The sequence below is a fragment of the Paenisporosarcina sp. TG20 genome, from assembly GCF_000286315.1.
Lineage (GTDB): Bacteria > Bacillota > Bacilli > Bacillales_A > Planococcaceae > Paenisporosarcina.
Genome location: NZ_ALJG01000256.1, coordinates 1 through 14,060, shown reverse-complemented (window position 1 = coordinate 14,060; position 14,060 = coordinate 1). Strand labels below are relative to the sequence as shown.

Sequence of the window (14,060 nt, the reverse complement as noted above, 5' to 3'; positions counted from 1 at the left end):
CTTTTTGAACAACCTCTTATAGTAACCTAAAGAAAACTATTTATTAAAGTTCTTATAGTTATAATGAATATCTTTATTATTATTGGAAAAACTAGGACTATAATCTTTGTCAAAAGGAGAGTCTATATGTCCAAAATTCATTCTGTCAGTTCTTTTCTCCCTTCATATAATTACTCTCAACAAGATGCATCAACTTTATTAAGAAATTTATTTACTGACCATTACGCAGATTTGGAGCGCATGTTAAAAGTTTTTGAAAATGGGGATATTGAGTCTCGTCAATTTTGCGTACCCATTGAATGGTTTGAACACACACATGATTTAGAAGAACGCAATCGATTATATATTGAATTAGCCACTTCTTATGGAGTGTTAGCTATTAATGCCTGTCTTCAAAATAAAGAATTTTTGGTTGATTCTATTCACCCTTCAGAAGTTGATGCCATTTTCTTTATTTCGAGTACAGGGTTTTCCACTCCTAGTATTGAAGCACGAATAATTAATCAACTTCCATTTTCTGATTCCGTCAAACGGATACCCATTTGGGGATTAGGTTGTGCTGGTGGAGCTTCGGGTTTAAGTCGAGCTCATGATTATTGTTTAGCCCACCCCAAAGCAAAGGTTCTGGTGTTATGTGTTGAATTATGTAGTCTAACATTTCAACCCAATGACTTTAGTAAGAGTAATTTAATAGGTGCTTCTCTATTTGCTGATGGAATAGCGTGTGCCTTAGTTTGTGGCAATGATGCCGAGATAGTATCTAAGAAAGCTGTACCAAAATTCGTTGCAACTTCTTCTAAACTTATGCCTAATTCAGAAGAAGTTATGGGTTGGGATATGAAAAATGATGGACTTCATGTGATTTTCTCTAAAAGCATTCCCTCCATCATTGAAAAATGGCTAGAGCCTTTTGTTTCAGAGTTTTTGTCAGATCATCAACTCACCTCTAGTCAGCTTGACCATTTTATTGCACATCCGGGTGGGAAAAAGGTTTTAACTGCTTATGAAAAAGCACTTGGCTTCGAATCATCGAAGACCGCAATTTCAAGAGACATATTAAAGAAACATGGAAACATGTCTTCGCCTACAGTTTTATACGTACTAGAAGCTTTCATGAAGTTGGGTTGTTCACCTGGAGATAAAGGGCTGCTTACAGCTCTAGGACCTGGTTTTAGCGGAGAGTTGGTGTTACTTGAATGGCAATAGGGACTATATTTTTCATCAGTGTGATAGGTTTTGTTATTTTACAAAGACTTGTCGAATTATTTATCGCTCGAAATAATGAAACTTGGATACGCTCACAAGGTGGTTATGAAGTCGGCGCAAGTCATTATCCTTATATGGTAGCAATGCATGTTTTATTTTTCATTAGTGTAATTATAGAATTTTTGGCTTTTGATCGAACTGTGCCTGTATATTGGGTGCCTTTATTTTTAGTTTTCTTAGCTTTACAAATGATGCGGATATGGGTAATTTCTTCGCTTGGCCGTTTCTGGAATACGAAAATACTTGTTTTACCAGGTGCTCAGGTGGTTAAAAAAGGCCCGTTTCGTTTTATACAACATCCTAACTATGTTGTCGTTTCATTTGAAATACTTGTAATTCCGTTAATGTTTGGAGCATATTTCACCGCGTTATTATTTACTTTATTAAATTTTATTATTTTACGTGTACGCATTCCAATTGAAGAAGCGGCGTTGCGCGAAGTAACTAACTATAAAGAAGTGTTTTGATTAAGAATTTGAGTTTTCCCTTGCTACTGTTTGAGACGTATTAATAGGATTACTTTTTCATTTACTCTGCTTTGTCCATTTACATCTACTTGCCATATGTCGATAAAACTAAGCGTTGTTCCCAAATAAAAACAAGTAGCATTTCGCTACTTGTATTTTATTTCAGTAATTATTTGTAGCACATTATATAATGTCGAATTATTTTTCAAAAACAATATCGCCTGCAATGATTGTTTTCAACACTTGTGCTTCAAGTACTTGCTCATCTGGTCCTTTAAATAAATCACGATCAAAGACAGTGAAATCAGCATCAAAGTTCACGTCAATGTAACCACGTTCATTTTCCTTATTAATCGCTTGCGCACTACCAATCGTGTATAAAGCGACCGCTTCATAACGGCTAAGTTTTTCTTCAGGTTGATAGCCACCATATGTTTCTCCAGGTTTTCTTCTTGTAATTGCTGCATATAAACCTAGGCGAGGGTCTACCTCTTCAATTGGGGAGTCTGATCCACCACTGCATAAAATGCCTCGGTCCGATAGCTTTTTCCAGGCATACGCCCAGTCAAGTCGCCCTTCTCCTAATCGTTCTTTTACCCATGGAAAGTCTGAAGTAACAAAGCTAGGCTGAATATCTAGAACTATATCTAGTTTTTCCATACGACTAACCAAATCTTCCCGCAACACATTTGCATGAATTAAGCGATCTCGTTTCCCTAGAGGAACAGGATGTTTTTCAATGGCTACCAAAATCATTTCCATAGCTAAATCACCTATACAATGAACAGCGACAGCTTGTCCATAAAAGCGAGCTTTCGCCACAAGTGCATTTAATTCTTCTTGTGTATGAATGGCGACACCCTGAGTAGCTGGATCATCTGTATATGGCATACTAAGTAAGGCCGTACGCCCACCAAGAGAACCATCAACAAAAATTTTCATCGCTCCTGGTTCAATCCAAGGTTCATCATAAGTTGCTGTAGATATCATTTCTTCAAACACAGCATGATGTCTTAACAAATTCACACGGAATTTTCGGTGGTTCCCAACCACTTGCTTAAAGGCTTCAAGTGGTTTTATAAAATCCCCATAATAACTCATGTCCTCCGTATGTACACCTGTAAATCCACGTGAAATTAAATCGTTTACTGCTGCTTCAATAGAAATAACTAATTGTGAGGCAGATACTTCAGGAATATGCTTTTCAACAATAGCCTTTGCACCATCTAATAAATATCCAGTTGGTTCTCCATTTTCATCTCTTACTATTACCCCATCACTTGGATCAGGTGTATCTTTTGTAATGCCTGCTAACGCCAGCGCACTAGAGTTCACGATCACAGCATGGCGGCATATCCTTTTTAATACAAGTGGACTTGTTGACAACTGATCTAATTCATATCTAGAAATTATCTTTTGATTGTCAAAATTATTTTCATTCCAGCCTTCTGCAACAAACCATTCACCAACTGGATGCTCACTTAAAAGTTCTTTCAAGTCTTTGGTCATTTTTTCTACTGACATATACTTGGAAAGATCTATATATCGTAATTTATCTCCATGCCCGATCATATGTATATGACTGTCAACAAATCCTGGATACACAAATGTGCCCTGTAAATCGACAAATTCTTCAGCCTGTTTCTTAACATGTTCAAAACTACCGACTTCTATTGTCTTTCCATTCTCAACCAATATCGCTTCTATTGTATCTTGTGAATTCTTCATGGTGTAAAACGTTGCATTATGAAAACAGGTTTTTGTCATGTTGTCACCTCCACTTTAAAAACCGTCTCATTCGAAGTTGAATGAAAGACGGTTTTAAATTATTTTTGTTGTGCTGCTAGTTCAACTGCCCTTGTCACCACTTGATGTACAGTAGGGTCCAATGGATTGGGTATTAACTCACCTGGTTTAGTGTGATTTGCTAATGCACGTGCTGCAGCAACAAGCATTGGATACGTAATTTCACTCACTCCAGCGTTTAAAGCACCACGGAAAATACCTGGAAATCCTAATGCATTATTTACTAAACGACCATCTGCGGCAAATGCGGCACCTGCAGCTAAGGCATCTTCAGGTATAATTTCAGGGTTCGGATTTGAAAGTGCTAGAATAATTTGTCCAGGACGAATCATTTCTGGCTTAATTAATCCAGAGACGCCTGTAGTTGCAACTACTATATCACATGTCGCCATTAATTCCTCCAACGACTGTAACGTTTGCCCTCCATAACTTTTCAGTCTGTCTAAGGCTTCTTGTTGAAGGTCACTCCCATACACTTCTTCTACGCCATACGCCATTAACATACGACATATAGCTAGACCCGCTGCGCCCAAACCAACTTGTCCAATAACCGCTTTCTCTGGATCAACACCAGTAGCTCTGCAAGCAGATAACACTGAGGCTAATGCTACGACCGCAGTACCATGTTGATCGTCATGCATAACAGGAATGTTTAATTCTTCTTTTAAACGTTCCTCAATTTCAAAGCAATGGGGTGAACCGATATCTTCAAGTAAGATAGCACCAAAACCCTGGTGAATATGTTTAATTGTTTCAACGACTTTATCGGGATCACTTGTGTCTAGTAAAATTGGAATTCCGCTAATCCCTACAAATTGATCAAATAAAACTGCTTTTCCTTCCATAACAGGCATACCTGCTACAGGACCGATATTGCCAAGTCCTAATATGGCAGTACCATCAGTAACAATGGCTACACTGTTGCCAATACTCGTAAAGTAACGTGCCTTATCAGGATCGCTTTGAATATCCAAACAAACACTCGCGACACCCGGCGTATATATTCGCTGTAAATCTCCTAAAGAACGTACATCAATTCGACTCTTCATGCGGATTTTTCCACCTTCATGAGCTTTTAACACATCATCCGTGATTGCGTGAATAATCACATCTGGACCAAGTGCTCGAACATTTTTAATTACGTCCTCTAATTGGTCGGAACTCTCACAAAACACACTAATGTCTCTGACAGTTGAGAGGATGCCGTCCTTAATTGTGGTTATATCTCCTATGTCTCCACCAGCTAAACCGATGGCTGTTGCCACTTTAGCGAAGTTTCCTGGTTTAGATGATGTCTCTACTATTAATGTTCTAATTACATCTCGTTGGATTATAATTACCTCCTCGTTTTTTATGTTCTCAAGGAAAAAGTCGTTCATAAATTATAACAAATTTCGCACTAATTTATTAGTACTATGTACTTTTTTCACAATGAATAATCTTTCGCATGCAAAAAAGCCCCAGTAAAGAGCTTCTTTAGCTTTTTAAATAGTTTTCAGGTTTGCTTTGAGCATTTGTAAAAGACATGTCAATAACTTTAGTAAAAAAATATAGAAGAAATATCATAGTGAATCTTCTTCAATCATTAATTAATGACATAGGTGACTAAACCTTTTGCATTAGCATAAAGTGCTGCTTGTGTTCTATCGGCTAGTCCAAGCTTCGCAAATACCTGACTTACATGTTTTTTTACTGTGAATTCGGTAATATACAAAATTTTTGAAATTTCTTTATTTGAGCGTCCCTTGCCTAGTTCAATTAATATTTCTTTTTCTTTAGGAGTTAACTGTTCGATATATCCATCCTCTTTCAGGGAATCGTTGGATTGCATTATCAAATCAAGTACTCCTGGATCATAATATTTTCTTCCTTTGCTTATTACTAACAATGCATGTATTAGTTCTTCAGGCAATGATTCTTTTAATAAATACCCTGCAACTCCTATTTCTTTTGCTCGTTTAAAGTCTGCCTCTTCCGTTGATGAAGTCAACACGACAAATTTACAAGTTGATCCTTGTCGAATCACCTCTACTATAAGTTCCAAACCGGATTCATCCCCTAAGCGTAGATCAACTAAAGCTAAATCAGGCTTAGTTTTACCAAGAAGTTCTATTGCTTCTTTACTATTTGTTGCTTCTCCAAGAACTTCCATTGATTCTTCTAAAGAAAATATGGATGTTAATCCTTTTCTAACTAATGGATGATCGTCAACAATAACTAGTTTCATTATCCAACCGCCTTTTGTGTCTTTAACATCTTGATATTTGGAATTTCTATTTGTATTTTTGTTCCTGAACCCTGTATTCCATCTATTGAGAATGTTCCACTAAAAGAACTTACAATACTTTGCATATTAAAGAGTCCAATTCCCTTACCACGCTTTTCACCATCAATACTTGGACTAATTCCAATCCCGTCATCCTGAATTACCAATATCGTTTTCTCTTCAGATAAAGATAATCTAAGATCAATAACATGACAATCTCCGTGTCGAACTGCATTTCCGCAAGCTTCACAGCTTATTCGATATAGTTCATTTTTAAGTTTGTTCGTAATAAAGGATTCATCACCAGTTATATGATAATTAATAGTAATAACATTGAGTTTGCCATAATCATCTAAATATTTTTTTAGACGGACAATAAATGGTTGTTCACCTTTCTTTACCGAGCTTAGTCGGTAAATTGCAGCCCTAAGTTCCTTCATAGTTGTATTGGCTGTCTGTGACAGAAATTGATACTCTTGCTGTAATTCATCTTTCGAAATATTATGACTTTTAACTTTTAAGCTATGCAATGAATAAACCATTCCAAACAATCTTTGTGAAACGCTATCATGGATTTCATTGGCAATACGATTCTGTTCTTCTATTACAATCATCTGACCCATCATTTGATCCATGTGAATTCTCTCAAGCATAATTTCACTAAGCTCTGCTAAGAAATCTAATGTACTGTTTAATAGAAATGGTTTACTCTCTTCACTAGAACTAAATACCTTTACTCCTAGAACTCCAACATTGTTAGAGGTTCTAATCATTTTCATCCAGTAAATTTCATTGTTAATCTTCCAAACAAAAGGTTCTTTTCTGCCTCGAATTGTCTTCCATTCATTCTTTAGAACATCTTCCAATTCTCCGTTATTTGTGGTGTTTATCAAGTGACTATTATGATGATTTAAATCTGTTAGCCAAAAGAAAGCTTCTTCACTTTGCGTAGATTTAAGTAATGATGTTGTTATTTCTTTAATTATCCCTTCTGCACTTCTTTTAGAAGAAAAGTTTTGCATTAAATGGTAAAGGGACATAATATGTTCTAATCTTTCCTGGTACTTCACGTTCGTTTCGATGAGCTTTTTATTTACCAGTAACAATTCATCTTGCTGCACATTTAAAAGAGTAGCTTTTGAATCTAGTTCTTTTGTAAGTCCCGAAAATAATCTTGCTAGCAACGTTGTTAGTATACAAACCAGATAAAAATAAGACTTTTCTTCTAAAATAATCATATTCTCTATTCGAAATAGAGGATAAGCAATTAATGTAGCACTACCAAGGTAAAAGGTTAATGTCCCCCAACAAAACAAGGGGGTTAGAAAACTTGCAGCTATCAGAACTGGATTAAGAGCATACCAGATAAACGGACTTGCAATACCACCTGTCGGAATTAGTAACAAAGTCAAACCTATTGTTTCTGTTAACACAATTGCTTTTAATATTCTATTATTCCCTGAATATCTTCTCTGTAAGTCTGTTAAAATCCAAGCTGCAACACCTAGTGATACAACTACCCCTATTTTAAAAATAAATGGTGACTGAGGACCGATCAAATAAAATACAGACGTTAAGACCAAAGATATATAGCGGTACAAAAATACCAAACGCAATTTACTAGAGGGATTCTTTCTTAATAAAGAATAAACCTTATTAACCCTCCACATATGCCTTACCTACTCCTGTATCTTTGTTAGTACTTCTAACCAAACTCACATTACTTGTTTCATAGTTATAAAAATAATCTCCATCGATAATAAAATATGTTGCACTTTCATTTAGAGATTCTCTAAATGAAAAAATCGGAAGTTCTTTTTCATCAGAAATTTTTAATAATGATTTAAAAGAATAAAGTGTGAATATGGACTTTTGAGAAACATTTTCTTTCTGTGAAACAGTGATAATTCTACTTCCATATTTTTTGTTTATCTTATCTACTTGTGACATAGTTGGTTTAATTTGATCTTTCATCCAAGTTTTGTAGATAAAAACCATTGGAATCAATAATAGTACAGATAATAACATACTTACTATTTGAACTAAATTTAAAGGTATGACGAAACCAAACAAGCTAATAGTATTCTTTATTACTTGGTTGGTTGTAAAGGGTGTTACTGACGAGTACTCTTTTTCACTAGCTAGCTTAATTTCTTCATAAGAATATTGGAAAATTAATTTATCCTCTGCCTTCAAAACACTTTCTTTTTCAGCGTAATTAATCGTGCCTTGAATATTCGGAACAACTTCAAGTACATATTGATCTGGTCTTATTCCTGTTTCTTCTTCTACCTGTGTTATGAAAGTCTTTATTTTTTCTAAATCAATAGTGAACGTTTCATTCAAGATTGATAAATCGGTTCCTTTTTGTTCAAATGATTGTTTACTTTCTAATGGAAATGTTTTATCCCAGAACTCACCAGCTTTAACTACTAATTGAACTTCATGAGTGCCTTTTGCAATAACTTCATTCTCTGACTTTACTGTGGATTTTAAGGTGAATGGAATTGCAGTTGTGATTTTCTTGAATATTGTGTTACCAACCTCAATAGTCCCACCTTCTGGATAAAGAATATTTGGTGTAATCGTGGCCTTGTAATCATAACTTGTTTCCATTTGTAATGAGTTATCGTTAATTACCTCAGTAACAGATGCTGGCTTTGACAATGAGTAAACTGATATTGCAGCTGATACAATAAAGATTGGTAGAAGTACATAAATTAATTTTATATTAGTTTTTTTGAACAAATTAGCTACGATTTTTCTCATTTCTATTACCCCTTCTCTTACTAACGCTTTTAATACTCTCATTCTGTTACTTTTAGTTCTTCATCTATTACAGGTTATTCACCTGTCACTGGCTCTTCATCTATTACTGGTTCTTCATCTGTCACTGGCTCTTCTTCTGTCACTGGCTCTTCATCTATTACTGGTTCTTCATCTATCACTGGTTCTTCATCTATCACTGGCTCTTCATCTATCACTGGTTCTTCATCTATCACTGGCTCTTCATCCGTCACTGGTTCTTCATCTGTCACTGACTCTTCGCCTTCTACTGCCTCTTCGTCTATTACTGGGATTATTGGCTCATCATCTTTAGCTAGTTTCTCAGGTATTACTGATTTTAATTCTGTACGACCACCATTCCAACTGGCTACTATGTGAATCTCTTTGCCGACTAAATCCTTTGGATCACCAGTAATATTAAATCTCTTAGTTTCCCCTGGCTGTATTGAGGAAGTATTGGTCCCCAACTCTACTTTTTCATTTTCAGATGCCCCCAGTAACTCAACGCGGTCTAACACTATAGCTTTACCAGTATTATTGGTGATTTCAAACTGTTTACCGGGTCCGTAGGCAATAGCTATTAGAGCTTTATCTTCTGGAACAATAGATAACCCCGCTTCACTCTTTATCTGAGCATAGGAAAAACTATTACTTTGCGACAATAGAAAGGTTACGGCTAAAAAAAGAACTGTTAAAGAAAGAGTTAATTTCAATACGTTTCCTCCATTTCTCATAATAAAAACCTAATTAAATTGAACATGAAGTCCAAATTTAATCAGGTCGGTTGTGCCAATCACTCCATATGTCTCAGGCACCCAAATATAAGACATACTTCCCAGTTTCCTTGATAAATTTCCTATTCCATATACCATTATAACTATAGTATCTCTAATATTTTGCCATTTTATGCAATTAAGTGAGTTCTATTTTTGCATTTTAAAAGAGTTATTTATCGCAATCTGTCGACTCTATAGTTGTTCGAATAAGAGTCGCTAATTAACAATAACGATTAATATATTATGTAGAAAATCACTCTATATCGTTTTATCTACTATTTATATTAGTTTTGACATAGCAAAGCTCTTTTATTCTTTCATTAAATGAGTCAATTTCATAATAAAAAATCTAGTAATATTATCATAACAAAGTTGATTTCCGCTCCATGCGGACGCTTTCCGTGGGGCACGGCTTCAATCTCCTCGTCACTCTGTTCCTGCGGGGCTTTCAGCTCGTGCTGTTCCCACTGGAGTCGCCGCCTTGCGCTACAATCAAACGATACCTGTCTAAAATTTACAGACAATTAATATAATAACCAATTAAATGTTCGTGTTTATTATCTAATTGAGGTGTTATGAAATTGACTCAAATAGTAAAAAGAAAGAATCAGTGGACTTGACCATTGATTCTTTCTTTCCATTTTATTATTTAATTTAAAGTTGCCGTTGTCTCTACTTTTTCTGCGTCAACAATTAATTCAAATCCTTCAGGGAATGCATCACGACCATTTAAAGAATCGGTCTTAATATCAATCCATGTACTTGCTCCTGCAGCTAGGTCGAATGAAAGACTTCCACCTGAACCATGTATACCTAACAATCTAGTCCAGTCAGTTCCTTCAGTGCTAGCAGATAGATTAATTCTTCCACCGGATGTAGGATTTGTAGTGATATTCACTTTCACTTCATGTTCTGAGTTGTTAGTAACTTTAAACAAGTCATCCCATGTGTAAACACTATTCGGTTGTACCCCAAAATCACCGCCGTTATTTCCTTTGTCTAAATCAAGATATAACTGGTTAGTAGTTGATTGATGATTTGCATAATACGCCGCATTGTGTTCACTGCTAGCTTCTAGAGCGAGTAATGCCTTATCGGTGTCAACTAAGGATACGTCCATACCGCTTACTACAGATGCACTTGAGAACGACATTGCTGCCATCGCGCTTGAAGTGGCTAATAAAAATACCACGCTTAGTAAACTTTTTTTCATTTTCATTTTTAATATCCTCCTAAAATTTTTTCGGCTCTTCACCGTTTTTGTAACTATTTTAAGTATAGGAGTTTAGATGTTTGATTATAATTCCTCATAGGTATGCTTTTTTTTTATCATTTGTCTACTAATGAAATCCTACTAGGTATACCCTTATCTACCTATTATGAGTAGAGTAGGTATACTTTTGTACCAGAATAATACTACTTTGGAGGGTTTAAATTTCTTTAAAAACTACATTAAACTAATGAAGGAGGGATTTTATGAAGATATTTGGAAGAATAGTTAACACTTTGTTAGCAATTGTTATCTTATGTACATTAATTTCTGCAGTTGGATCAGCTATTTCAAAAGAACCTGTATTACTGACTGTTATTTCATCTAATAGTATGTATCCTATCTGGCAAAGAGGGGATATGGTAATCATTGATAACCTAAATGAGAAAGAAGAAGTACATAAAGGGGATATTGTTTTTTTTAAAACTGAAGAAGGAAGTCTTTCATCAAATGGATGGATTGCTCACAGAGTACTAGAAGGGAGTGCGAGCCAAGGCTTTATTACTAAAGGGGATGCCAATGATTATCCTGACCAGAGTTCAGATGGCACGAATCCGATTGAAAGAGGAGAAATTTCTGGTAGAGCATTTACAATAGGAGAAACTCCAATTGTCATTCCGAAATTAGGTTACTTATCATTATGGGCGGAAGAATACCAAAAAAGTCCATATACATTACCAGGAATTGCATTAATTCTTGCAGTGATCATTGGAATCGGTGAGTTAAGATCTGGTAAACAACGACGAAAGAAAACTAAGGGGGTAGAACTTCAACTTATTTATATGATAGGTGGTCTAACCATCGCCATTATTATGGGTGCAACTATGCTTGCTTCTGGTCAAAAATTAAACCTTGTTTATGAAGTTACTGAGCAAAATCAAGGTGTTTTAATGGGTAGTTCAGTTGGTATTCTAAAGGTTGGTGATGAAGTTTCAAAACCATTATCAGAGCTAAATAATGGTGGTGCTCTTAAATTAATCGGAGCTATTACAACGGATGATACGCAAATTAAGTTAAGTCATAACAATTTTCCACTTTCATCAGGTCAGCAAATTGATACCACATTCACTGTCAATGCAAAAACACCTGGTAAGTACGATACATCTATTCAAGTAGGATTATTTTACCCGTTTTTACCATCTGCATTTATTTATTATCTTGCCGAGAAGAGTTATTGGTTAGCACTTGTAGTAGTTTCATTAATACCAGGATTACCTTTAATCATTTATCCTATGGTGGACGGAAAAATGAGAAGAAGTACAATAAAGTTTTTGAAAAGGAAAAAAAGAAATTTACAAAATGCAATCCCATTCTAGTTGGGATTGCATTTTATTTTTCTCAATAAGAAACTAAAATGCAAAAAGACCCTTTAGGGTCCTTTAGCATTTTTTATTCTTCTTCTAATCTCCTAGGAAATCATTTGTATCGTAATGGAGACTATACTTGATGAAGATCAAGATGAACTATCATTTTCTAACTACAATTCAGTTAATGGATCCCGTGTAGTGCTTGGTGTCGGTTCTGGTTCTAGTTCTGGATCTAGTTCTGGTTTTTGTTTCGGTTCTGGTTCTGATTGTTTTAAGTCTAGTTCGGGTTTGGGATCTGGTTCTGGTGTTCGAACTGGTGATAGCTCAGAGCTTGGCGGTTGTTGTGATTCAGCCAAATTTTCCTCTACCATATCAGTATCATCATTATTAACTACTTGACTCTTAATATCGTTTCTATAGTCAACAATGCCAGCAACTGCTTTATTAACTTGTTTGTATTGAAAAATTTCAATCCTAGCATCAATTTCTTCTTTTGATTGTAAAGCAAACGTTCTTACATAATTAAGGCTTGTCCCGGCAACAGCCAATGTTTTAGAACCTATCATTGAAACTCCCTTTTGAAACGTGTTTTCATACAAACGTGCAAAGTTAGAATCTGAATCTCCTTTTGCATAAATAGTACTAATACCTACTAATAAGGTTAAAGCTAAAAAAATTCCTTGAATCTTCTTTTTCACCACTACCATTCCTTTCCAACTAATATACACATTCTTTCCAAGATTATATGTATTTATAACTGAAAAATGACTAATTTATAGTTTTAAATTTAGGAAACTAGGCATGGGACCTCTGCTAGTTTTTAATTCCACTTTAAATTATCGTCAAAATATAGAATGGTAGAAGGAAGGGTTTCTCTTTTAGACTAATACAAATACATTCTAGAGAGATCCGTAAAAGTTAATACCTTGCCTCTCAAGGGAAAAGCTAAAAGACAGATCTAATTTGGGGAGAAATAATATCTAAGATATAACAATATTCTTTTTAAATACAGCTTATAATTCCTGTCTCAACGCTAGTATGGCATCAATCTTAGTTGCTTTTACCTCTCCCTTCGTTAATCCTTATTGTATCCAAGAATTCTTAAGGAAAAAATAAAGAATTTCTTAAGATATAAAAAGGATATCTGTAAGTATTGAGGACACTGAAAAAATTACATTTTTTCTAGCCAAAGAAAGATAAATCAGCTGATTTGATTTATGGTCTTTTCGTGCATCAATATCTGAGGAATAGGAAAGGTGCACTTGATAATCCTCGACAACTTCTTTTAACATAATTTAAACGTTCTTTGACAGCGGGTACTTTTTTCAATTACGGCAATTATTTTTTCATAGTAAGTTACTTCATTTTTATAGATTGCTTTTCGGACATTTTTTGATTTCTCTTGTAAAACACTTTTGGTGACTTTTGATTGTACGTGCTTTTGTATGAATGGCGTCAACAATAATGGTGTTACTTTTAATAATGTTCTTATCCAGTGTGATTTCAACGGTTTTATCAATCAACATATCTAATAGACCGACATCTTTTAGACGCAGTCGATGAAATTTTGTCAGTTAACTTGGACCGATGACGTCAACTTCCTGGCCATAAAGTATTTAAAGGACATATAGTATTTGAAACGCTCAACTAAGTCCACATCGGCTACATCGTGAATAGCTTTTAATAATAGGTATTTGAATATACGGATAGGCGTAATCGCATTTCGACCGTTATCTAAACAGTATTTTATTTTAATTCTTCTAGAATAAAAGAAAAATCGACAAGTTCATTCATTTGTCGAAGCATATTATCTTTTGGCACGACAAATTCATAAATCTCCATGTACGGATTTAGAAGAAGGGTTTCTTGGTTGAGAATCACGGGGAACACCACCTGCATTTACTTTATTTTAGTATGCCTCAACAAGATGATTTTTTAGATAGAAGGTATTCTTCGATGTAGAAATACACTAGTTGATTGTAGTGAAAGGCGGCGACTCCAGCCGGATTAGCATGAGCTGAAGACCCTGGACTGAGCGTAGCAAGGGAAGCGGCTGAAGCCATGCCGGCGGAACGCGTCCGCCTGGAACGGAAATCAACGGGTTCCATATAAAAA

The 14,060-nt window shown here is 35.3% G+C and carries 11 protein-coding genes, 2 pseudogenes and 1 riboswitch; of the genes and pseudogenes, 3 read left to right on the top strand and 10 right to left on the bottom strand.

Going from position 1 to position 14,060, the window contains the following annotated elements:
• The first annotated feature begins 126 nt into the window (after nt 1-126).
• Nucleotides 127-1,206 (top strand): type III polyketide synthase, encoded by a 1,080-nt coding sequence (locus B371_RS0107055; RefSeq protein WP_019413603.1) that lies wholly within the window; start codon nt 127-129, stop codon nt 1,204-1,206.
• Nucleotides 1,197-1,733: an isoprenylcysteine carboxyl methyltransferase family protein gene (locus tag B371_RS0107050; protein ID WP_019413602.1), complete on the top strand. Its 537-nt coding sequence runs from the start codon at nt 1,197-1,199 to the stop codon at nt 1,731-1,733. Before B371_RS0107055 ends, B371_RS0107050 begins: the two co-directional genes overlap by 10 nt.
• A 198-nt stretch (nt 1,734-1,931) precedes the next feature.
• Here B371_RS0107050 and B371_RS0107045 read toward each other — a convergent pair whose 3' ends face one another.
• From B371_RS0107045 to B371_RS0107015, 7 genes are all read right to left on the bottom strand, one after another.
• Nucleotides 1,932-3,500 carry an amidohydrolase gene (locus B371_RS0107045; protein ID WP_019413601.1) on the bottom strand — a complete coding sequence of 523 codons (1,569 nt, stop codon included), beginning with the start codon at nt 3,498-3,500 and terminating at the stop codon, nt 1,932-1,934.
• Between the two features lie 59 nt (nt 3,501-3,559).
• A complete protein-coding gene (locus tag B371_RS0107040) occupies nt 3,560-4,873 on the bottom strand; it encodes an NAD-dependent malic enzyme (RefSeq protein ID WP_026022988.1) in 1,314 nt (437 codons plus the stop codon).
• A gap of 251 nt (nt 4,874-5,124) precedes the next feature.
• On the bottom strand, nt 5,125-5,766 hold the full coding sequence (locus B371_RS0107035) for a response regulator transcription factor (RefSeq protein ID WP_019413599.1): 642 nt from the start codon (nt 5,764-5,766) through the stop codon (nt 5,125-5,127).
• Entirely contained in the window at nt 5,766-7,475 is a 1,710-nt protein-coding gene (locus B371_RS0107030; RefSeq protein ID WP_019413598.1) for a sensor histidine kinase, read from the bottom strand. The genes B371_RS0107035 and B371_RS0107030 overlap by 1 nt, the downstream gene beginning before the upstream one ends.
• The gene (locus B371_RS0107025; RefSeq protein ID WP_019413597.1) at nt 7,462-8,574 is read right to left on the bottom strand and encodes a DUF5305 family protein; all 1,113 of its coding nucleotides are present in this window, start codon (nt 8,572-8,574) and stop codon (nt 7,462-7,464) included. Before B371_RS0107025 ends, B371_RS0107030 begins: the two co-directional genes overlap by 14 nt.
• Before the next feature lie 74 nt (nt 8,575-8,648).
• Entirely contained in the window at nt 8,649-9,305 is a 657-nt protein-coding gene (locus B371_RS0107020) for a hypothetical protein (protein WP_019413596.1), read from the bottom strand.
• A gap of 56 nt (nt 9,306-9,361) precedes the next feature.
• Nucleotides 9,362-9,445: riboswitch (cyclic di-GMP riboswitch) on the bottom strand.
• Nucleotides 9,446-10,017: 572 nt separating this feature from the next.
• Nucleotides 10,018-10,587: a hypothetical protein gene (locus B371_RS0107015; protein WP_019413595.1), complete on the bottom strand. Its 570-nt coding sequence runs from the start codon at nt 10,585-10,587 to the stop codon at nt 10,018-10,020.
• Between the two features lie 257 nt (nt 10,588-10,844).
• On the opposite strand from B371_RS0107015, the gene B371_RS0107010 reads away from it, so the two are divergent.
• The gene (locus tag B371_RS0107010; protein ID WP_019413594.1) at nt 10,845-11,954 is read left to right on the top strand and encodes a signal peptidase I; all 1,110 of its coding nucleotides are present in this window, start codon (nt 10,845-10,847) and stop codon (nt 11,952-11,954) included.
• A gap of 161 nt (nt 11,955-12,115) precedes the next feature.
• On the opposite strand, the gene B371_RS0107005 is transcribed toward B371_RS0107010, so the two are convergent.
• The 3 genes and pseudogenes from B371_RS0107005 to B371_RS23985 form a co-directional block, all read right to left on the bottom strand.
• The gene (locus B371_RS0107005; protein ID WP_019413593.1) at nt 12,116-12,643 is read right to left on the bottom strand and encodes a hypothetical protein; all 528 of its coding nucleotides are present in this window, start codon (nt 12,641-12,643) and stop codon (nt 12,116-12,118) included.
• Between the two features lie 513 nt (nt 12,644-13,156).
• A pseudogene (locus B371_RS22800) lies at nt 13,157-13,787 on the bottom strand (transposase); the annotation flags it as partial.
• A 77-nt stretch (nt 13,788-13,864) separates the two neighbouring features.
• Nucleotides 13,865-14,060: pseudogene (locus tag B371_RS23985) on the bottom strand (hypothetical protein); the annotation flags it as partial.